The organism is Pseudomonas sp. NY5710, assembly GCF_013305665.1.
In the GTDB taxonomy this organism is placed as follows: domain Bacteria; phylum Pseudomonadota; class Gammaproteobacteria; order Pseudomonadales; family Pseudomonadaceae; genus Aquipseudomonas; species Aquipseudomonas juntendi.
In genome coordinates this window covers 480544-500985 of record NZ_CP045554.1, presented here as the reverse complement: position 1 = coordinate 500985, position 20442 = coordinate 480544, and the positions used below count along the sequence as shown (strand labels likewise).

14 protein-coding genes, 4 tRNA genes and 2 rRNA genes are annotated in these 20442 nt (G+C 56.9%); all 20 read right to left on the bottom strand.

Annotated features, from left to right (window positions below; genetic code table 11):
• Positions 1-11: 11 nt before the first annotated feature.
• The 20 genes from rpsG to GEV39_RS02115 all read right to left on the bottom strand — a co-directional run bounded on the left by rpsG (position 12) and on the right by GEV39_RS02115 (position 20421).
• Positions 12-482 carry a 30S ribosomal protein S7 gene (rpsG, locus tag GEV39_RS02210; protein ID WP_003246741.1) on the bottom strand — a complete coding sequence of 157 codons (471 nt, stop codon included), beginning with the start codon at positions 480-482 and terminating at the stop codon, positions 12-14.
• A gap of 106 nt (positions 483-588) precedes the next feature.
• The gene (gene rpsL, locus GEV39_RS02205) at positions 589-960 is read right to left on the bottom strand and encodes a 30S ribosomal protein S12 (RefSeq protein WP_003255492.1); all 372 of its coding nucleotides are present in this window, start codon (positions 958-960) and stop codon (positions 589-591) included.
• 211 nt (positions 961-1171) lie between these two features.
• Positions 1172-5371, bottom strand: coding sequence for a DNA-directed RNA polymerase subunit beta' (gene rpoC, locus GEV39_RS02200; protein ID WP_014589475.1), 4200 nt, complete (start codon positions 5369-5371; stop codon positions 1172-1174).
• Between the two features lie 64 nt (positions 5372-5435).
• The gene (gene rpoB / locus GEV39_RS02195) at positions 5436-9509 is read right to left on the bottom strand and encodes a DNA-directed RNA polymerase subunit beta (RefSeq protein ID WP_009681246.1); all 4074 of its coding nucleotides are present in this window, start codon (positions 9507-9509) and stop codon (positions 5436-5438) included.
• 220 nt (positions 9510-9729) lie between these two features.
• Positions 9730-10095 carry a 50S ribosomal protein L7/L12 gene (gene rplL / locus GEV39_RS02190; RefSeq protein ID WP_003255496.1) on the bottom strand — a complete coding sequence of 122 codons (366 nt, stop codon included), beginning with the start codon at positions 10093-10095 and terminating at the stop codon, positions 9730-9732.
• 77 nt (positions 10096-10172) lie between these two features.
• Positions 10173-10673 (bottom strand): 50S ribosomal protein L10, encoded by a 501-nt coding sequence (gene rplJ / locus GEV39_RS02185; protein ID WP_009681245.1) that lies wholly within the window; start codon positions 10671-10673, stop codon positions 10173-10175.
• A gap of 197 nt (positions 10674-10870) precedes the next feature.
• Positions 10871-11566: a 50S ribosomal protein L1 gene (rplA, locus tag GEV39_RS02180; protein WP_009681244.1), complete on the bottom strand. Its 696-nt coding sequence runs from the start codon at positions 11564-11566 to the stop codon at positions 10871-10873.
• Complete coding sequence (gene rplK / locus GEV39_RS02175) at positions 11566-11997, bottom strand: 50S ribosomal protein L11 (RefSeq protein ID WP_003255500.1); 432 nt, start codon at positions 11995-11997, stop codon at positions 11566-11568. Before rplK ends, rplA begins: the two co-directional genes overlap by 1 nt.
• Before the next feature lie 119 nt (positions 11998-12116).
• Complete coding sequence (gene nusG, locus GEV39_RS02170; RefSeq protein ID WP_003255501.1) at positions 12117-12650, bottom strand: transcription termination/antitermination protein NusG; 534 nt, start codon at positions 12648-12650, stop codon at positions 12117-12119.
• Positions 12651-12659: 9 nt separating this feature from the next.
• Positions 12660-13028: a preprotein translocase subunit SecE gene (secE, locus tag GEV39_RS02165; RefSeq protein WP_009681243.1), complete on the bottom strand. Its 369-nt coding sequence runs from the start codon at positions 13026-13028 to the stop codon at positions 12660-12662.
• 44 nt (positions 13029-13072) lie between these two features.
• Positions 13073-13148 (bottom strand) — tRNA-Trp (locus GEV39_RS02160).
• Between the two features lie 54 nt (positions 13149-13202).
• Complete coding sequence (gene tuf, locus GEV39_RS02155; RefSeq protein WP_010951775.1) at positions 13203-14396, bottom strand: elongation factor Tu; 1194 nt, start codon at positions 14394-14396, stop codon at positions 13203-13205.
• 76 nt (positions 14397-14472) lie between these two features.
• Positions 14473-14548: transfer RNA gene (locus GEV39_RS02150), tRNA-Thr, on the bottom strand.
• A 29-nt stretch (positions 14549-14577) separates the two neighbouring features.
• Positions 14578-14651 (bottom strand) — tRNA-Gly (locus tag GEV39_RS02145).
• Positions 14652-14675: 24 nt separating this feature from the next.
• Positions 14676-14759 (bottom strand) — tRNA-Tyr (locus tag GEV39_RS02140).
• A 152-nt stretch (positions 14760-14911) separates the two neighbouring features.
• Positions 14912-15337, bottom strand: coding sequence for a hypothetical protein (locus GEV39_RS02135; RefSeq protein ID WP_173887437.1), 426 nt, complete (start codon positions 15335-15337; stop codon positions 14912-14914).
• Between the two features lie 7 nt (positions 15338-15344).
• Positions 15345-16094 carry a pantothenate kinase gene (locus tag GEV39_RS02130; RefSeq protein ID WP_173887436.1) on the bottom strand — a complete coding sequence of 250 codons (750 nt, stop codon included), beginning with the start codon at positions 16092-16094 and terminating at the stop codon, positions 15345-15347.
• Positions 16084-17043, bottom strand: coding sequence for a bifunctional biotin--[acetyl-CoA-carboxylase] ligase/biotin operon repressor BirA (gene birA / locus GEV39_RS02125; RefSeq protein ID WP_054906288.1), 960 nt, complete (start codon positions 17041-17043; stop codon positions 16084-16086). Before birA ends, GEV39_RS02130 begins: the two co-directional genes overlap by 11 nt.
• 235 nt (positions 17044-17278) lie before the next feature.
• Positions 17279-17394, bottom strand: a 5S ribosomal RNA gene (gene rrf / locus GEV39_RS02120).
• Positions 17395-17528: 134 nt separating this feature from the next.
• Positions 17529-20421 (bottom strand): 23S ribosomal RNA (locus tag GEV39_RS02115).
• Between the last annotated feature and the right edge of the window lie 21 nt (positions 20422-20442).

Here is a 20442-nt window from a genome sequence, read left to right as displayed (position 1 = left end):
TGATGCTTGAATTAGAAGCGGTAGTGCGAGAACGCTTTGTTGGCTTCAGCCATACGGTGCACGTCTTCACGCTTCTTGACTGCAGCACCCTTGCCTTCGGCAGCATCCAGCAGTTCGCCGGCCAGACGCAGAGCCATCGACTTCTCGCCGCGCTTGCGGGCGTAGTCTACGAGCCAGCGCATTGCCAGAGCGTTACGACGGGATGGACGAACTTCAACCGGAACCTGGTAAGTAGCACCGCCTACACGGCGGGACTTGACTTCGACCAGCGGAGCGATGGCGTCGAGAGCTTTCTCGAAGATTTCCAGGGGGTCGCTGTTCTTGCGTGCTTTGACGGTATCCAGGGCACCGTAAACGATGCGCTCGGCTACGGCCTTCTTGCCGCTTTCCATCACGTGGTTCATGAACTTGGCGAGGATCTGGGATCCGTACTTCGGATCGTCAAGGATCTCACGTTTTGCTGCTACACGACGTCTTGGCATGATAAGCCCTCAAACGGTCTTCAGGTTAGCCCGGGACGCGGGTCTTCGACCCCTGCCCGACCTTACTCTTATCGACTCAAAAAAATGGATGTCTGCAAACGGCCGATTACTTCGGACGCTTGGTACCGTATTTCGAACGACCCTGGTTACGGCCTTTGACGCCCGAAGTATCCAGAGAGCCGCGAACGGTGTGGTAACGAACACCTGGCAAGTCTTTTACACGGCCGCCACGGATCAGGACGACGCTGTGCTCTTGCAGGTTGTGGCCTTCACCACCGATGTACGAGGAAACCTCGAAACCGTTGGTCAGACGCACACGGCATACTTTACGCAGTGCCGAGTTAGGTTTTTTCGGCGTGGTGGTGTACACACGGGTGCACACGCCACGACGTTGCGGGCAGTTCTGCAGCGCAGGAACGTCGGACTTCTCGACCGAACGCTTACGCGGCTGACGTACCAGCTGGTTGATAGTTGCCATCTACTAGCTCCACTGATTGTCTTGCGACTCTATTGTCTTGCAAGAAAGCCAAAAATTGGCGAGACGGAGCCTCACCAAATTTAAGGGTACAAAAGTCTAAAGAGGATCTTGCACCCAGTCAAGACAAGGCCCCGGCCCTCCTCGCCCGATCATCGGCAACATTTCATGTCGCCGATGTCCGTTCGAGGGTAGCCGGGGCCCCGCCCTGGACTTAGTTACCGCTGGAATTCAGCGCTTCGGTCAGTGCGGCTTCCACCTCACTGGCGCTGACACGCAACGGTTTGTCGGCATCACGGCGACGCTTACGCTCGCTGTGGTAAGCCAGACCAGTACCGGCCGGGATCAAACGACCCACGACCACGTTCTCCTTCAGGCCGCGCAGGTAGTCACGCTTGCCGGTTACCGCCGCTTCGGTCAGTACGCGGGTGGTTTCCTGGAAGGAAGCCGCGGAGATGAACGACTCGGTCGACAGCGAGGCCTTGGTGATACCCAGCAGCACACGGGTGAACTTGGAGATGAACTTGTCCTCGCTGGCGAGACGCTCGTTCTCTACCAGTACCTGGGTCAGTTCCATCTGGTCGCCCTTGATGAAGCTGGAATCGCCCGACTCGGAGATCTCGACCTTGCGCAGCATCTGACGCAGGATGGTCTCGATGTGCTTGTCGTTGATCTTCACGCCTTGCAGACGGTAAACGTCCTGGATCTCGTTGACGATGTACTTCGCCAGCGCGCTGACACCCAGCAGACGCAGGATGTCGTGCGGATCGCTCGGGCCGTCGGAGATAACTTCACCGCGGTTTACCTGCTCACCTTCGAACACGTTCAGGTGGCGCCACTTCGGAATCAGCTCTTCGTACGGATCGCTACCGTCGGTCGGCGTGATCACCAGGCGACGCTTGCCCTTGGTCTCTTTACCGAATGCGATGGTGCCGCTGACTTCAGCCAGAATCGAGGCTTCTTTCGGACGACGCGCTTCGAACAGGTCGGCAACGCGTGGCAGACCACCGGTGATGTCACGGGTCTTCGACGTTTCTTGCGGGATACGCGCAATAACGTCACCAACACCGATCTGGGCACCGTCAGCCACACCCACGAGGGCGTTAGCCGGCAGGAAGTACTGGGCAGGTACGTCGGTACCTGGCAGGTACAGATCCTTGCCAGCGGCATCGACCATCTTGATTGCCGGACGGATTTCCTTGCCTGCGGCAGGGCGATCCTTGACATCCAGCACTTCAATGTTGGTCAAGCCGGTCAGCTCATCGGTCTGACGCTTGATGGTGATGTTTTCTTCCATGCCCACGAAGGTCACGGTACCTTTCAGCTCGGTAACGATCGGGTGGGTGTGCGGGTCCCACTTGGCGACGATGGCGCCAGCCTCGACCTTTTCACCTTCCTTGACCGAAATCACTGCACCGTAAGGCAGCTTGTAGCGCTCACGCTCACGGCCGAATTCGTCGGCAATGGCCAACTCACCGGAACGCGATACGGCAACCAGGTTGCCGTCGGCACGCTCGACCTGCTTCAGGTTGTGCAGACGCACCATACCGCCGTTCTTCACCTGGACGCTGTCGGCAGCCGAAGTACGGCTTGCAGCACCACCGATGTGGAACGTACGCATGGTCAGCTGGGTACCTGGCTCACCGATCGACTGCGCAGCGATAACGCCGACAGCCTCACCGATGTTCACCTGGTGACCGCGAGCCAGGTCACGACCGTAGCACTTGGCGCAGATGCCGTAGCGGGTTTCGCAGTTGATCGGCGAACGCACGATCACTTCGTCGATGCTGTTCAGCTCGATGAACTCGACCCACTGCTCGTCGACCAGGGTACCGGCCGGAACGATGACGTCCTCGGTGCCTGGCTTGAACACGTCGCGGGCGATGACACGACCCAGTACACGTTCGCCCAGCGGCTCTACAACGTCGCCGCCTTCGATATGCGGGGTCATCACCAGGCCTTGGTCGGTGCCGCAGTCGATCTCGGTTACTACCAGATCCTGGGCAACGTCTACCAGACGACGCGTCAGGTAACCCGAGTTCGCAGTCTTCAAGGCGGTATCCGCCAGACCCTTACGAGCACCGTGGGTCGAGATGAAGTACTGGAGTACGCTCAGACCTTCACGGAAGTTCGCGGTGATCGGCGTCTCGATGATCGAGCCGTCCGGCTTGGCCATCAGGCCACGCATACCGGCCAGCTGACGGATCTGGGCTGCGGAACCCCGCGCACCCGAGTCAGCCATCATGTACATCGAGTTGAAGGACTCTTGCTCGACTTCTTTGCCCTCGCGGTCGATGACCTTCTCTTTCGAGAGGTTGGCCATCATCGCCTTGGACACTTCGTCGTTCGCCTTGGACCACAAGTCGATGACCTTGTTGTACTTCTCGCCCTGGGTTACCAGGCCGGAGGCGTACTGGCTCTCGATTTCCTTCACTTCATCGGTTGCGTTACCGATGATGCGGGCCTTCTCGTCCGGGATAACGAAGTCGTTAACACCGATGGAAACACCGGAAATGGTCGAGTAGGCGAAACCGGTGTACATCAACTGGTCAGCGAAGATGACGGTCTCTTTCAGACCAACCACGCGGTAGCACTGGTTGATCAGCTTGGAGATCGCCTTTTTCTTCATTGGCTGGTTGACCACATCGTACGGCAGGCCTGCCGGTACAACCTGGAACAGCAGCGCACGGCCGACGGTGGTGTCGACGATACGGGTGTTCTTGACCACCGAGCCATCACGCTCTTTCACGGTTTCGTTGATACGAACCTTGATTTTCGCGTGCAGGGCAGCTTCGCCGGCGCGGAATACGCGGTCGACTTCCTGCAGATCAGCGAATACGCGACCTTCGCCCTTGGCATTGATGGCCTCACGGGTCATGTAGTACAGACCCAGTACAACGTCCTGCGACGGAACGATGATTGGCTCACCGTTGGCTGGCGACAGGATGTTGTTGGTCGACATCATCAGCGCGCGCGCTTCGAGCTGGGCTTCCAGCGTCAGCGGCACGTGAACGGCCATCTGGTCACCGTCGAAGTCGGCGTTGTACGCGGCGCAGACCAGCGGGTGCAGCTGGATGGCTTTACCTTCGATCAGAACCGGTTCAAAGGCCTGGATACCCAGACGGTGCAGGGTTGGCGCACGGTTGAGCAGTACGGGGTGTTCGCGGATCACCTCGGCGAGAACGTCCCATACCTCTGGCAGCTCGCGCTCGACCATCTTCTTGGCAGCCTTGATGGTGGTCGCCAGACCACGCATCTCCAGCTTGCCGAAAATGAACGGCTTGAACAGCTCGAGGGCCATCTTCTTCGGCAGACCGCACTGGTGCAGACGCAGGGTCGGGCCTACGGTAATTACCGAACGGCCGGAGTAGTCCACACGCTTACCGAGCAAGTTCTGACGGAAGCGACCTTGCTTACCTTTGATCATGTCGGCCAGGGACTTCAGCGGACGCTTGTTCGAGCCGGTGATGGCGCGACCGCGACGGCCGTTGTCCAGCAGGGCGTCGACCGCCTCCTGCAGCATGCGCTTTTCGTTGCGCACGATGATGTCCGGCGCCGACAGATCCAGCAGGCGCTTCAGACGGTTGTTACGGTTGATCACCCGGCGATACAGGTCGTTCAGGTCGGAGGTCGCGAAACGGCCACCATCCAGTGGTACCAGCGGACGCAGGTCCGGCGGCAGTACTGGCAGAACGGTCAGCACCATCCACTCAGGCAGGTTGCCCGAGCCCTGGAAAGCTTCCATCAGCTTCAGGCGCTTGGACAGCTTCTTGATCTTGGTTTCCGAGTTGGTCTGCGGAATTTCTTCGCGCAGGCGGCCGATCTCGTGCTCCAGGTCGATAGCGTGCAGCAGCTCGCGGACAGCCTCGGCACCCATGCGGGCATCGAAGTCGTCACCGAACTCTTCCAGCGCTTCGAAGTACTGCTCGTCGTTCAGCAGCTGGCCCTTTTCCAGGGTGGTCATGCCCGGGTCAATAACGACGTAGCTCTCGAAGTAGAGCACGCGCTCGATGTCACGCAGGGTCATGTCCATCAGCAGGCCGATACGGGACGGCAGCGACTTCAGGAACCAGATGTGGGCGACCGGCGAGGCCAGCTCGATGTGCGCCATGCGCTCACGACGCACTTTGGCCAGGGCAACTTCAACGCCGCACTTCTCGCAGATTACGCCACGGTGCTTGAGGCGCTTGTACTTGCCGCACAGGCACTCGTAGTCCTTTACTGGGCCAAAGATCTTGGCGCAGAACAGGCCGTCACGCTCAGGCTTGAACGTACGGTAGTTGATGGTTTCCGGCTTCTTAACTTCACCGAACGACCACGAACGGATCATTTCAGGCGACGCCAGACCGATGCGGATGGCGTCGAACTCTTCGACTTGACCCTGGTTTTTCAGCAAATTCAGTAGGTCTTTCAAGGCCTTTCCTCCTGGCGGAGCAGGGAGCGGGCATTACCTGCCCCACTCCCCTTCGCGTCACGTGTTATTCGGTTTCCAGATCGATATCGATACCGAGGGAACGGATCTCTTTGATCAACACGTTGAAGGACTCGGGCATGCCCGGCTCCATACGGTGATCGCCATCCACGATGTTCTTGTACATCTTGGTACGGCCGTTCACGTCGTCCGACTTCACTGTGAGCATTTCTTGCAGGGTGTATGCCGCGCCGTATGCTTCCAGCGCCCACACTTCCATCTCCCCGAAACGCTGACCACCGAACTGCGCCTTACCACCCAGCGGCTGCTGGGTAACCAGGCTGTAGGAACCAGTGGAACGCGCGTGCATCTTGTCGTCCACCAAGTGGTTCAGCTTGAGCATGTACATGTAACCAACGGTCACCGGACGCTCGAACTTGTTGCCGGTACGGCCATCGAACAGCACCATCTGGCCGCTTTCTGGCAGGTCTGCCAGTTTCAGCATGGCCTTGATCTCGCGCTCCTTGGCACCATCGAAGACCGGAGTAGCCATAGGCACACCTTTCTTCAGGTTGTGCGCCAGGGCCAGGATCTCGGCGTCGGAAAACTCGTCGAGGTTTTCCTGACGACCACCGATCTCGTTGTAGACCTCGGTCAGGAACACACGCAGCTCAGCGGCTTTGCGCTGCTCTTCGAGCATGCGGTCGATCTTCTCGCCCAGGCCTTTGGCCGCAAGGCCCAGGTGGGTTTCAAGGATCTGACCAACGTTCATACGCGAAGGTACGCCCAGCGGGTTCAGTACGACGTCGACCGGAGTACCGTTGGCGTCGTGCGGCATGTCTTCAACCGGCATGATAACCGAGACAACACCTTTGTTACCGTGACGGCCGGCCATCTTGTCACCCGGCTGGATGCGACGGCGGATTGCCAGGTAAACCTTGACGATCTTCAGTACGCCTGGTGCCAGGTCATCGCCCTGCTGCAGCTTGCGCTTCTTGTCTTCGAACTTGTCGTCCAGAAGACGGCGACGGTCAACGATGTACTGCTGAGCCTTTTCCAGCTGCTCGTTCAGTGCATCTTCAGCCATGCGCAGCTTGAACCACTGGCCGTGCTCCAGACCGTCCAGTACTTCATCGGAGATCACGGTGCCTTTCTTCAGGCCCGCGCCACCGTCGACCACCTGGCCGTTCAGGGCAGAACGCAGACGCTCGAAGGTTGCGCCTTCAACGATGCGGAACTCTTCGTTGAGGTCCTTGCGGATCTCGTCCAGCTGCATCTTCTCGATGGCCAGGGCGCGGCTGTCGCGCTCGACGCCATCACGGGTGAAGACCTGTACGTCGATGACAGTACCCTTGGTGCCGGTCGGCACGCGCAGGGAAGTGTCCTTAACGTCGCTGGCTTTTTCGCCGAAGATGGCGCGCAGCAGTTTTTCTTCCGGGGTCAGCTGCGTTTCGCCTTTTGGCGTAACTTTACCGACCAGGATGTCACCCGCGCCGACTTCTGCACCCACGTAGACGATACCGGCTTCGTCCAGCTTGTTCAGTGCGGCTTCACCCACGTTCGGGATGTCCGCAGTGATTTCCTCTGGGCCAAGCTTGGTATCACGCGCCACACAGGTCAGTTCCTGAATGTGGATCGTGGTGAAGCGGTCTTCCTGCACCACACGTTCGGACAGGCAGATGGAGTCTTCGAAGTTGAAGCCGTTCCACGCCATGAAGGCGATACGCATGTTCTGACCCAGTGCCAGCTCACCCATGTCGGTGGACGGGCCGTCGGCCATGATGTCGCTGCGCTGAACCTTGTCACCCTTGCTGACCAGCGGACGCTGGTTGATGCAGGTGTTCTGGTTGGAACGGGTGTACTTGGTCAGGTTGTAGATGTCCACACCGGCTTCACCGGTCTCGACTTCATCGTCATTGACGCGAACGACGATACGGCTGGCGTCGACCGAGTCGATCACACCACCACGGCGAGCAACCACGCAGACACCGGAGTCACGGGCAACGTTGCGCTCCATGCCGGTACCTACCAGCGGCTTGTCGGCACGCAGGGTCGGTACAGCCTGACGCTGCATGTTCGAACCCATCAGTGCACGGTTGGCGTCGTCGTGCTCGAGGAACGGGATCAGCGAGGCAGCGACGGAAACAACCTGCTTCGGCGAAACGTCCATCAGGGTGACGTCTTCCGGCGCCTTGACGGTGAATTCGTTCAGGTGACGGACCGCTACCAGCTCATCGATCAGCTGCTTCTTGTCGTTCATCGCGGCCGAAGCCTGGGCGATGACGTGATCGGCTTCTTCAATGGCCGACAGGAACACGATGTCGTCGCTGACCACACCTTCTTTCACCACGCGGTACGGGCTTTCCAGGAAGCCGTACTGGTTGGTGCGGGCATAGGCTGCCAGGGAGTTGATCAGACCGATGTTCGGACCTTCAGGGGTCTCGATCGGGCACACACGGCCGTAGTGGGTCGGGTGCACGTCACGGACTTCAAAGCCAGCACGCTCACGGGTCAGACCGCCAGGGCCGAGTGCAGAGACGCGGCGCTTGTGGGTGATCTCGGAGAGCGGGTTGTTCTGGTCCATGAACTGGGACAGCTGGCTGGAACCGAAGAACTCTTTCACCGCCGCCGCGACCGGCTTGGCGTTGATCAGGTCTTGCGGCATCAGGCCTTCGCTTTCCGCCATCGACAGACGTTCCTTGACCGCGCGCTCTACACGCACCAGGCCAACGCGGAACTGGTTCTCGGCCATCTCGCCGACGCAACGAACGCGACGGTTACCCAGGTGGTCGATGTCGTCGACAATGCCTTTGCCGTTACGGATATCGACCAGGGTCTTCAGGACCTCGACGATATCTTCCTTGCTCAGCACGCCCGAACCTTCGATCTCGGTACGACCGATACGACGGTTGAACTTCATGCGGCCAACGGCGGACAGGTCGTAACGCTCGGCGCTGAAGAACAGGTTGTTGAACAGGGTCTCGGCGGCATCCTTGGTCGGCGGCTCGCCTGGACGCATCATGCGGTAGATTTCGACCAGGGCTTCCAGCTGGTTGCTGGTGGTGTCGATCTTCAGCGTGTCGGAGATGAACGGACCGCAGTCGATGTCGTTGGTGTACAGGGTCTCGATACGGACAACCTGCGCCTTGGCGACCTTGATCAGCAGCTCGGTGGTCATCTCGGTGTTGCACTCGGCGAGGATCTCACCGGTAGCCGGATGCACGATAGCCTTGGCGGTGGTGCGGCCCAGGACGTATTCCATAGGAACGTCCAGCTGCTTGACGCCGGCTTTCTCGATCTGGTTGATGTGGCGCGCGGTAATACGGCGGCCTTGCTCGACGATGACTTTGCCGGTTTCGTCATGGATGTCCATGACAGCAACTTCACCACGCAGACGCTGTGGCACCAGTTCCAGGCTGAGTTTTTCGCCGGAAATGTGGAACACGTTGGTGGTGTAGAAGGTGTTCAGCACTTCTTCAGTGCTGTAGCCCAGGGCACGCAGCAGCACCGAGGCCGGCAGTTTGCGGCGACGGTCGATACGTACGAACACGCAGTCCTTCGGGTCGAACTCGAAGTCCAGCCAGGAGCCGCGGTAAGGGATGATGCGAGCGGAGTACAGCAGCTTGCCGGAGCTGTGGGTCTTGCCACGGTCGTGGTCGAAGAACACACCAGGCGAACGGTGCAGCTGGGAAACGATCACACGCTCGGTACCGTTGATTACGAAGGTACCGTTTTCAGTCATCAGGGGGATTTCACCCATGTAGACTTCTTGCTCTTTGATGTCCTTGATCGCTTTGTTCGACGATTCCTTGTCGAAGATGATCAGGCGCACCTTGACCCGCAGTGGTACCGCGAAGGTCACACCACGCAGGACACATTCCTTCACATCGAAGGCGGGTTCGCCCAGGCGATAGCCTACGTACTCCAAGGCAGCATTGCCGGAGTAGCTGATGATCGGGAATACCGATTTGAAGGCCGCGTGCAGGCCGACGTCGCGGAAGTTATCCTTGGATGCTCCCGCTTGCAGGAATTCGCGATACGAATCCAGCTGGATGGCCAGGAGGTAAGGCACATCCATGACGTCCGGCAACTTGCTAAAGTCCTTGCGGATACGTTTTTTCTCAGTGTATGAGTAAGCCATCAGCGTTCCCCAGCTTGGTCACCTGCTTGTTTGGCTTCTCCCGGCGGGAGCAGCCAGAAAATCGTGCAAACCCCTTGGTTTGCGCCACCCACATGGGTGTCTTGCAGCTTGTTATCGGGGCCGGCATGACCGGCCACCAATAACGGAAAAAGGCCGGTGGCATAAGCCACCAGCCATCAGCCTTTTGCTCAACGCTCAGGCTGGCATCGCAAGGTCGAGATTACTTCAGCTCGACTTTAGCGCCTGCTTCTTCCAGCTTCTTCTTAGCGTCTTCAGCGGCTTCTTTCGAAACGCCTTCAGCTACAACCTGAGGAGCGCCATCGACTTTCTCTTTGGCTTCTTTCAGGCCCAGACCGGTCAGCTCGCGAACGGCTTTGATCACGTTCACTTTCTTGTCGCCGGCTTCAACCAGAACAACGTTGAACTCGGTCTGCTCTTCAACAACGGCAGCAGCAGCAGCTGGGCCAGCAGCGGCAACAGCAGCGGTAACGCCGAAGGTTTCTTCCATTGCTTTGATCAGCTCAACAACTTCCAGAACGGTTTTCTGGCCGATTGCTTCGATGATTTGTTCGTTAGTCAGGGACATGACTTAAATCCTGTATTGGGGTGACAGCCTACGCAGCCATCAAATTAAACGTATGATTTTGAAAGAATTCGCACGCCTTAGGCGGCGGTAGCTTCTTTCTGGTCGCGAATGGCTGCCAGAGTACGAGCCAGCTTGCTGGTGGCGCCTTGAATAACGCTCATCAGTTTCGCAATAGCTTCGTCGCGGGTCGGCAGGGTAGCCAACACGTCGATCTGGTTCGCTGCAATGAAATTGCCGTCAAACGCAGCTGCCTTGATCTCGAACTTGTCCTGACCCTTGGCGAACTCTTTGAACAGACGAGCGGCAGCGCCCGGGTGTTCGTTAGAGAAAGCAATCAGGGTCGGGCCTTTGAACGCGTCGTTGAGGATCGAAAATTCGGTGCCTTCAACAGCGCGCTTGAGCAGGGTGTTACGTACGACACGTACGTAAACGCCAGCTTCGCGGGCCTCTTTACGGAGTCCGGTCATTGCGCCTACAGTCACACCACGGGCATCAGCCACGACAGCGGACAGAGCGACTTTGGCAGCCTCGTTGACTTCAGCGACGATGGCCTTCTTGTCTTCGAGTTTAATTGCCACGGGTTTACTCCTGGTTTTTACCGTTTCATCTGGCCGAAGCCTGATGTCGTTTTGGTGTCTGATTCGGTAACGAATCGGGAGCACCATCTGCGTGGGCTGGGTTTTTAAGGCTTGCGCCGCCTACGGTCTTGGATAGCCCCCGCCAGGCAGGGACCCCAATTTTTGCTGGTGGCGCGACATGTCGCACCACCATGTTCTTACACGTTCAGCGAGCTCTGATCGATGACCAGACCTGGGCCCATGGTGGTGCTCAGGGTAACGCGCTTAACGTAGATACCTTTCGAAGAAGCTGGCTTGATACGCTTCAGGTCAGCGATCAGGGCTTCAACGTTTTCCTTCAGCTTGCCAGCTTCAAAGCCGACCTTGCCAACGGAGGTGTGGATGATACCGTTCTTGTCGGTACGGTAGCGAACCTGACCAGCCTTGGCGTTTTTCACGGCAGTGGCTACGTCTGGAGTCACGGTACCAACTTTCGGGTTAGGCATCAGGCCGCGAGGACCCAGAACCTGACCCAGCTGACCCACAACGCGCATGGCATCAGGCGATGCGATGACGACGTCATAGTTCAGGTCGCCGCCTTTCATTTCGGCAGCCAGATCGTCCATACCGACGCGGTCAGCGCCTGCAGCCAGAGCAGCTTCAGCAGCTGGGCCCTGGGTGAAAACAGCAACGCGAACGGTCTTGCCAGTGCCGTGCGGCAGCACAGTAGCGCTACGTACGACCTGGTCGGATTTACGCGGGTCAACACCGAGGTTTACGGCGATGTCGTAGGACTCGACGAACTTGGCAGCAGGCAGCGAGGCCAGCAGAGTTGCCGCTTCTTCGAAGTTGTAGGCCTTGCCTGCTTCGATTTTCTCGGCGATTGCCTTTTGGCGTTTGGTCAGCTTAGCCATTACACACCCTCCACGTTCAGGCCCATGCTGCGGGCAGAGCCAGCGATGGTGCGTACAGCAGCGTCCAGGTCAGCGGCAGTCAGGTCAGCCTGTTTGGCTTTCGCGATGTCTTCCAGCTGAGCACGGGTAACGGTACCGACTTTAACGGTGTTCGGGCGAGCCGAACCACTGGTCAGGCCAGCAGCTTTCTTCAGCAGAACCGAGGCAGGGGTGCTCTTGGTCTCGAAGGTGAAGCTACGGTCGCTGTAGACAGTGATGATCACTGGAGTCGGCAGGCCGGCTTCTTGACCCTGGGTACGGGCGTTGAAGGCCTTGCAGAATTCCATGATGTTCACACCATGTTGACCCAGTGCTGGACCAACGGGTGGGCTTGGGTTGGCCTGGCCGGCCTTAACTTGCAGCTTGATGTAAGCCTGAATCTTCTTAGCCATGAGCTACTCCAAAATCGGGTACGAACGCCTGATGGCTCCCCGGATGACTTGCGTTTTATCCCAGTGACGACAAAACCCCGCAGCACACAGGGCTGCGGGGTATGGGATGCTTTGTCCGCCTAGACCTTTTCGACCTGGCTGAACTCGAGCTCCACCGGAGTAGAGCGACCGAAAATGAGCACTGCAACCTGCAGGCGGCTCTTTTCGTAGTTAACCTCTTCGACACTGCCATTGAAGTCAGCGAACGGACCGTCAATGACACGAACCACTTCACCTGGCTCGAACAGCGTCTTCGGCTTCGGCTTGTCGCTACCGTCGGCAACGCGACGCAGGATAGCCTCGGCTTCTTTATCAGTGATCGGCGCAGGCTTGTCTGCAGTACCGCCAATAAAGCCCATCACACGAGGGGTGTCCTTGACCAAGTGCCAAGTCCCTTCGTTCATCTCCATCTGGACCAGTACATAGCCAGGGAAGAATTTGCGCTCACTTTTGCGCTTCTGGCCGTTACGCATTTCGACGACTTCTTCGGTCGGAACCAAGATCTCGCCGAAACCGTCTTCCATGCCAGCCAGCTTGACGCGCTCAATCAGGGAGCGCATTACATGCTTCTCGTAACCCGAGTAAGCATGCACAACATACCAACGCTTAGCCACGGGACACCTTTAGCCAACGATCAGGGAGACCGCCCAGCCGAGCAGGGAGTCGAGCCCCCACAACAGCAGTGCCATAACCAGCACAACAGCCACGACAATCAGCGTGGTCTGGGTGGTTTCCTGGCGGGTCGGCCACACGACTTTACGAATCTCGGCACGAGCTTCCTTCGCCAACGTAAAGAACGACTTGCCCTTCGCAGTCTGCAGAGCTACAAAGCCCGCGACAGCAGCCAGGACGAGAAGTGCGAGAACGCGATACAGGATTGGGGAGGCGGAGTAATACTGGTTACCCACTACGCCAACAACCACCAAAGCCACTACAGCCAGCCACTTGAACAGATCAAAACGCGATTCTTGGGCTTCAGTTTTGGGGGTCATCGAGGAGGATCCTGTAAGAAGAAAGCCATCACACCGAGGTGAAATGGCAGGTCAGGAGGGAATCGAACCCCCAACCTACGGTTTTGGAGACCGTCGCTCTGCCAATTGAGCTACTGACCTGTAACGCTGTATCAGGCCGGCCATTATACCGGCCTGATCAAATAAATCAACTACTTATTCAATAATTTTTGCTACGACGCCTGCGCCGACGGTACGACCGCCTTCACGGATAGCGAAGCGCAGACCGTCTTCCATTGCGATGGTCTTGATCAGGGTAACAGTCATCTGAATGTTGTCACCTGGCATTACCATTTCAACGCCTTCCGGCAGTTCGCAGTTACCGGTCACGTCAGTGGTACGGAAGTAGAACTGAGGACGGTAGCCTTTGAAGAACGGAGTGTGACGGCCGCCTTCTTCCTTCGACAGAACGTAGACTTCTGCGGTGAACTTGGTGTGCGGCTTGACCGAACCTGGCTTGACCAGAACCTGGCCACGCTCAACGTCGTCACGCTTGGTACCACGCAGCAGAACGCCGCAGTTCTCGCCAGCACGGCCTTCGTCCAGCAGCTTGCGGAACATCTCAACACCGGTGCAGGTGGTGGTGGTGGTGTCACGCAGACCAACGATTTCCAGCGGATCCTGAACGCGGACGATACCACGCTCGATACGGCCGGTAACAACGGTACCACGACCCGAGATCGAGAATACGTCTTCGATTGGCATCAGGAATGGCTGGTCGATGGCACGAACTGGCTCAGGGATGTAGGCATCCAGAGTTTCTACCAGCTTCTTGACAGCGGTAGTGCCCATTTCGTTGTCGTCTTTGCCTTCCAGCGCCATACGAGCCGAACCGATGATGATCGGGGTGTCGTCGCCTGGGAAGTCGTAGGTGGACAGCAGGTCGCGAACTTCCATCTCGACCAGTTCCAGCAGCTCAGCGTCGTCTACCAGGTCAGCCTTGTTCAGGAAGACCACGATGTACGGAACGCCAACCTGACGGGACAGCAGGATGTGCTCACGGGTTTGTGGCATCGGACCATCGGCGGCCGAGCAAACCAGGATCGCGCCGTCCATCTGGGCAGCACCGGTGATCATGTTCTTCACGTAGTCAGCGTGACCTGGGCAGTCAACGTGAGCGTAGTGACGGATGTTCGAGTTGTACTCGACGTGAGCGGTGTTGATGGTGATACCGCGCGCTTTTTCTTCCGGAGCCGAGTCGATCTTGTCGAACTCAACGACTGCCGAACCGAAAACCTCGGAGCAGACGCGAGTCAGAGCTGCGGTCAGAGTGGTCTTACCGTGGTCAACGTGGCCGATGGTGCCGACGTTAACGTGGGGAAGGGAACGATCAAACTTTTCCTTAGCCATCGATACAACCCTCGCAGAAGAATAGTCTTGCGCTGATAAAACAAAGGCAGATATTTTCATATCTGCCTTGTTTGTATGGAGCTCTTGAGCGGACTTGAACCGCTGACCTCACCCTTACCAAGGGTGTGCTCTACCAACTGAGCTACAAGAGCGAAACACTTTGTGCAAAATCCAGCAAACTTGGAGCGGGTAGCGGGAATCGAACCCGCATCATCAGCTTGGAAGGCTGAGGTTCTACCACTAAACTATACCCGCGGAGCTTGCGGCTCTCGCTAAAACTGGTGGAGGGAGAAGGATTCGAACCTTCGAAGCTCTCGCAACGGATTTACAGTCCGTCCCCTTTGACCGCTCGGGAATCCCTCCAGATGTGGCCGGCATTCTATTTGTCTGCCGTCCTAGTGTCAAGCGTTTTTTCAAATTTTTTCAATCAAATCTGAAACTTAGCTGCTTTGACACCGCTTCCAGGTCTACCACCTAAGTGGTGTTCCCTGTGAAGCGGGCGCCATTCTATCAAGCTATTCGTCAGTTGCAATACCCTGGCAGAAAATAATTTTATGTTTTAAGTCTTTGAAATCATTGGAAAGAGATGAGAGTACCGTTTCATCCAGCAATCGCTCGCTTTCCGGGGCCACCTTGAGCCAACGGCCATCGGCACCTGGCAACTGCCCTACCACCGGCAACGTCGCAATATCGAGGCTAAGCAGGCGCTGACGCAGGGCTTCGAGCTGCGCCTGCACCATTACCCCACCGATTACCAGGCATTCATGTCGGCGCTTTGGCGGTGTTGATACACCCGTTTCACGCAAAAGTCGGATTTCTTGCTGACTCCCTTTGTACAGAGACAAAGGGGCGACTTCCTTGACCTTCAGCGGGGCTTCCTGCTGATGCCACACGTAGTAGAAAACGTTGAGCACCAGTAACAGCAGAAACAACCAACGCATAGGCACCTCAATCCAATGGACAAGCCATGGCCAGCCCCACGAACACAAGGTCCGGCACGACACGCGCCTGGGGCACGGCCTCCCTCACCAGCGGTGCATCGCCACCAGTGAGGAATACGGTGAAATCGTCACCCCACAGGGCTCGAGCCTGCTCGAGCTGCGTGCGGGCAAAACCCTGCAGCATCAGAACACAACCGCGCTCTACTGCCTCGACGGTTGAGCGCCCTGGCAGCAGGCTGGTCAACGCGCGCTCGGCGGAGGCATCGTCATAACGAATACGCCGGGTGTGGGTGCGCAACTGACTACGCATCAACGGCATGCCTGGGCAGATATAACCGCCTAGGTGCTCGCCGTCCGCAGCCACGAAATCGGCTTTTGCAGCAGTCCCCAAGTCGATGACCAGGCAAGCCCCTTTGGCAACATGAAATGCACCTAACGCGGCCAGCCAGCGATCCATCCCCAGACGCTGATAATCTTCATAGCCGTTGCGCACCCCTGCCATTTCGCGGGCCGGGTGCGCCACTTGAGCCTGAACGGCAAAGGCGTGGCCGATAACCGCGCAAAGCGCATCGGTCTCTTCTTCGCTACGCACACTTACAATGCGACAGCCCGTAAGACGCACCGAGGCGAGTGCAGCCACTTCGGCCACCAATGCCTGATCGGAGTCGACAATCCCGCCGCCCTCGATCACTGCGTCGGCGACATGAATGACCCGCCATTTGATGAAGCTGTTTCCGCAATCGAGCTCAAGAATCATCACGCAACCTCAAACTGAGCTCACCACCGCTGAAGCTCTTCTCCACTCCATCCACCTCAAGGCGCAAGCCGCCTTGCCCGTCGACGCCAAGAACAACACCATCAATACGTGTGTTACCGGCAATCAGCGATACACTCCGGCCTTGCCAAAGGTGCGCCTGCTCCCATTCTTCCTGGAATGCAGCGAAACCATAGCGCCGATGACGTGCCAGTTCATGCTGCAAATGCTGGGTTAGCGACGCCACCAGGTGATTCCGGTCTATTGCCCCACCCAGCTCGCGTCGCATCGACGTCCACTGCTGGTCGACCTGCTCGTTCGCCTGCATGTTCACATTGATGCCGACACCCAGCACAACATGGCAGACATCGGCTGGATCACCCACCAGCTCCAGCAGAATACCGGTGATCTTCATCCCGCGAACCAGGACATCGTTAGGCCACTTCAGCCCCACATCTTTTACACCAAAGCCCTGCAAGGTGCGCATTACTGCCAACCCTACCACCAGGCTCAAGCCTTCAAGCTGGCGCATGCCGCCGTCAACCCGCAGCACCAGGCTGTAGTACAGGTTTTCGGCAAACGGGCTGACCCATTGCCGACCCCGTCGCCCACGGCCAGCGCTCTGGCGCTCGGCCAAAACCAAAAAGGGTGCTGCCTGGCCCTCACCCGCCATGCGCAGGCCTTCGGCGTTGGTCGAGTCGATCGTGTCGTGGATGAATACTGGCCACTGTTCGCCTTCGGCGAAACCGGCGATTGCTTGTGCCTCAAGCAACACCAGCGGGGCAGCCAATTGGTAACCACGCCCACGAACTTTGTGAATGGTGAGGTTCAGTTCACTCTCCAGGTGCTGCAGCTGCTTCCAAACGGCGCTACGACTCACCCCGAGGGCCGCCCCCAGAGCTTCTCCGGAATGGAACCGGCCATCCTTGAGGAGATTCAACAACTTCAGCATGCCAGTCTCGACTTGGAATAAGGCAGGCATGATAGCTATGGGCTGGGGGATTGCATAGGAAAAGGGCCGAATGCCTCGGGCTGAAACGCTCAGCCTCACGATAATGGCAGCGGCTGCGCCGGTGTTCGCGGGCACGCCCGCTCCCACAGGGATTGTTGTGAGGCCAGGGGACTTTTGGGGAGCACAAAGACAAAACCCCTACCTGCATGTGCAGATAGGGGTTTTGCGAAATGAATCTTGACGATGACCTACTCTCACATGGGGAAACCCCACACTACCATCGGCGATGCATCGTTTCACTGCTGAGTTCGGGATGGGATCAGGTGGTTCCAATGCTCTATGGTCGTCAAGAAATTCTGTAGCCAGAATGTCCAGATGGACAGCCCAGCGAATTCGGATATGTGATGTTTGTGATACCTTGCGAACTTTCGGTTCATGTCATCTTCACCACCGCAATCTGCGCTAGCAAATTGCTTGGGTGTTATATGGTCAAGCCTCACGGGCAATTAGTATTGGTTAGCTCAACGCCTCACAGCGCTTACACACCCAACCTATCAACGTCGTAGTCTTCGACGGCCCTTTAGGGGATTCAAGATCCCAGTGAGATCTCATCTTGAGGCAAGTTTCCCGCTTAGATGCTTTCAGCGGTTATCTCTTCCGAACATAGCTACCCGGCAATGCCACTGGCGTGACAACCGGAACACCAGAGGTTCGTCCACTCCGGTCCTCTCGTACTAGGAGCAGCCCCTCTCAAATCTCAAACGTCCACGGCAGATAGGGACCGAACTGTCTCACGACGTTCTAAACCCAGCTCGCGTACCACTTTAAATGGCGAACAGCCATACCCTTGGGACCGGCTTCAGCCCCAGGATGTGATGAGCCGACATCGAGGTGCCAAACACCGCCGTCGATATGAACTCTTGGGCGGTATCAGCCTGTTATCCCCGGAGTACCTTTTATCCGTTGAGCGATGGCCCTTCCATACAGAACCACCGGATCACTAAGACCTACTTTCGTACCTGCTCGACGTGTTTGTCTCGCAGTCAAGCGCGCTTTTGCCTTTATACTCTACGACCGATTTCCGACCGGTCTGAGCGCACCTTCGTACTCCTCCGTTACTCTTTGGGAGGAGACCGCCCCAGTCAAACTACCCACCATACACTGTCCTCGATCCGGATAACGGACCTGAGTTAGAACCTCAAAGTTGCCAGGGTGGTATTTCAAGGATGGCTCCATGAGAACTGGCGTCCCCACTTCAAAGCCTCCCACCTATCCTACACAAGCAAATTCAAAGTCCAGTGCAAAGCTATAGTAAAGGTTCACGGGGTCTTTCCGTCTAGCCGCGGATACACTGCATCTTCACAGCGATTTCAATTTCACTGAGTCTCGGGTGGAGACAGCGCCGCCATCGTTACGCCATTCGTGCAGGTCGGAACTTACCCGACAAGGAATTTCGCTACCTTAGGACCGTTATAGTTACGGCCGCCGTTTACCGGGGCTTCGATCAAGAGCTTCGCTTGCGCTAACCCCATCAATTAACCTTCCGGCACCGGGCAGGCGTCACACCCTATACGTCCACTTTCGTGTTTGCAGAGTGCTGTGTTTTTAATAAACAGTCGCAGCGGCCTGGTATCTTCGACCGGCATGAGCTTACGGAGCAAGTCCTTCACCCTCGCCGGCGCACCTTCTCCCGAAGTTACGGTGCCATTTTGCCTAGTTCCTTCACCCGAGTTCTCTCAAGCGCCTTGGTATTCTCTACCTAACCACCTGTGTCGGTTTGGGGTACGGTTCCCAGTTATCTGAAGCTTAGGAGCTTTTCTTGGAAGCATGGTATCAACCACTTCGTCGCCTAAAGGCAACTCGTCATCAGCTCTCGGCCTTGAAATCCCGGATTTGCCTAAGATTTCAGCCTACCACCTTAAACCTGGACAACCAACGCCAGGCTGGCCTAACCTTCTCCGTCCCTCCATCGCAATAACTGGAAGTACAGGAATATTAACCTGTTTTCCATCGACTACGCTTTTCAGCCTCGCCTTAGGGACCGACTAACCCTGCGTCGATTAACGTTGCGCAGGAAACCTTGGTCTTTCGGCGTGCGAGTTTTTCACTCGCATTGTCGTTACTCATGTCAGCATTCGCACTTCTGATACCTCCAGCAAGCTTCTCAACTCACCTTCACAGGCTTACAGAACGCTCCTCTACCGCATCATCATAAGATGATACCCGTAGCTTCGGTGCATGGTTTGAGCCCCGTTACATCTTCCGCGCAGGCCGACTCGACTAGTGAGCTATTACGCTTTCTTTAAAGGGTGGCTGCTTCTAAGCCAACCTCCTAGCTGTCTAAGCCTTCCCACATCGTTTCCCACTTAACCATGACTTTGGGACCTTAGCTGACGGTCTGGGTTGTTTCCCTTTTCACGACGGACGTTAGCACCCGCCGTGTGTCTCCCATGCTCGGCACTTGTAGGTATTCGGAGTTTGCATCGGTTTGGTAAGTCGGGATGACCCCCTAGCCGAAACAGTGCTCTACCCCCTACAGTGATACATGAGGCGCTACCTAAATAGCTTTCGAGGAGAACCAGCTATCTCCGAGCTTGATTAGCCTTTCACTCCGATCCACAGGTCATCCGCTAACTTTTCAACGGTAGTCGGTTCGGTCCTCCAGTCAGTGTTACCTAACCTTCAACCTGCCCATGGATAGATCGCCCGGTTTCGGGTCTATACCCAGCGACTAAACGCCCTATTAAGACTCGCTTTCGCTACGCCTCCCCTATTCGGTTAAGCTCGCCACTGAATATAAGTCGCTGACCCATTATACAAAAGGTACGCAGTCACCTAACAAAGTAGGCTCCCACTGCTTGTACGCATACGGTTTCAGGTTCTATTTCACTCCCCTCTCCGGGGTTCTTTTCGCCTTTCCCTCACGGTACTGGTTCACTATCGGTCAGTCAGTAGTATTTAGCCTTGGAGGATGGTCCCCCCATATTCAGACAAAGTTTCTCGTGCTCCGTCCTACTCGATTTCATTGATAAGAGATTTTCGTGTACGGGGCTATCACCCACTATGGCCGCACTTTCCAGAGCGTTCCACTAATCTCAAATCAACTTAAGGGCTGGTCCCCGTTCGCTCGCCACTACTAAGGGAATCTCGGTTGATTTCTTTTCCTCAGGGTACTTAGATGTTTCAGTTCCCCTGGTTCGCCTCTTGCACCTATGTATTCAGTACAAGATACTCAGCTTATGCTGAGTGGGTTCCCCCATTCAGAGATCTCTGGATCACAGTCTGTTTGCCGACTCCCCAAAGCTTATCGCAGGCTACCACGTCTTTCATCGCCTCTGACTGCCAAGGCATCCACCGTATGCGCTTCTTCACTTGACCATATAACCCCAAGCAATCTGG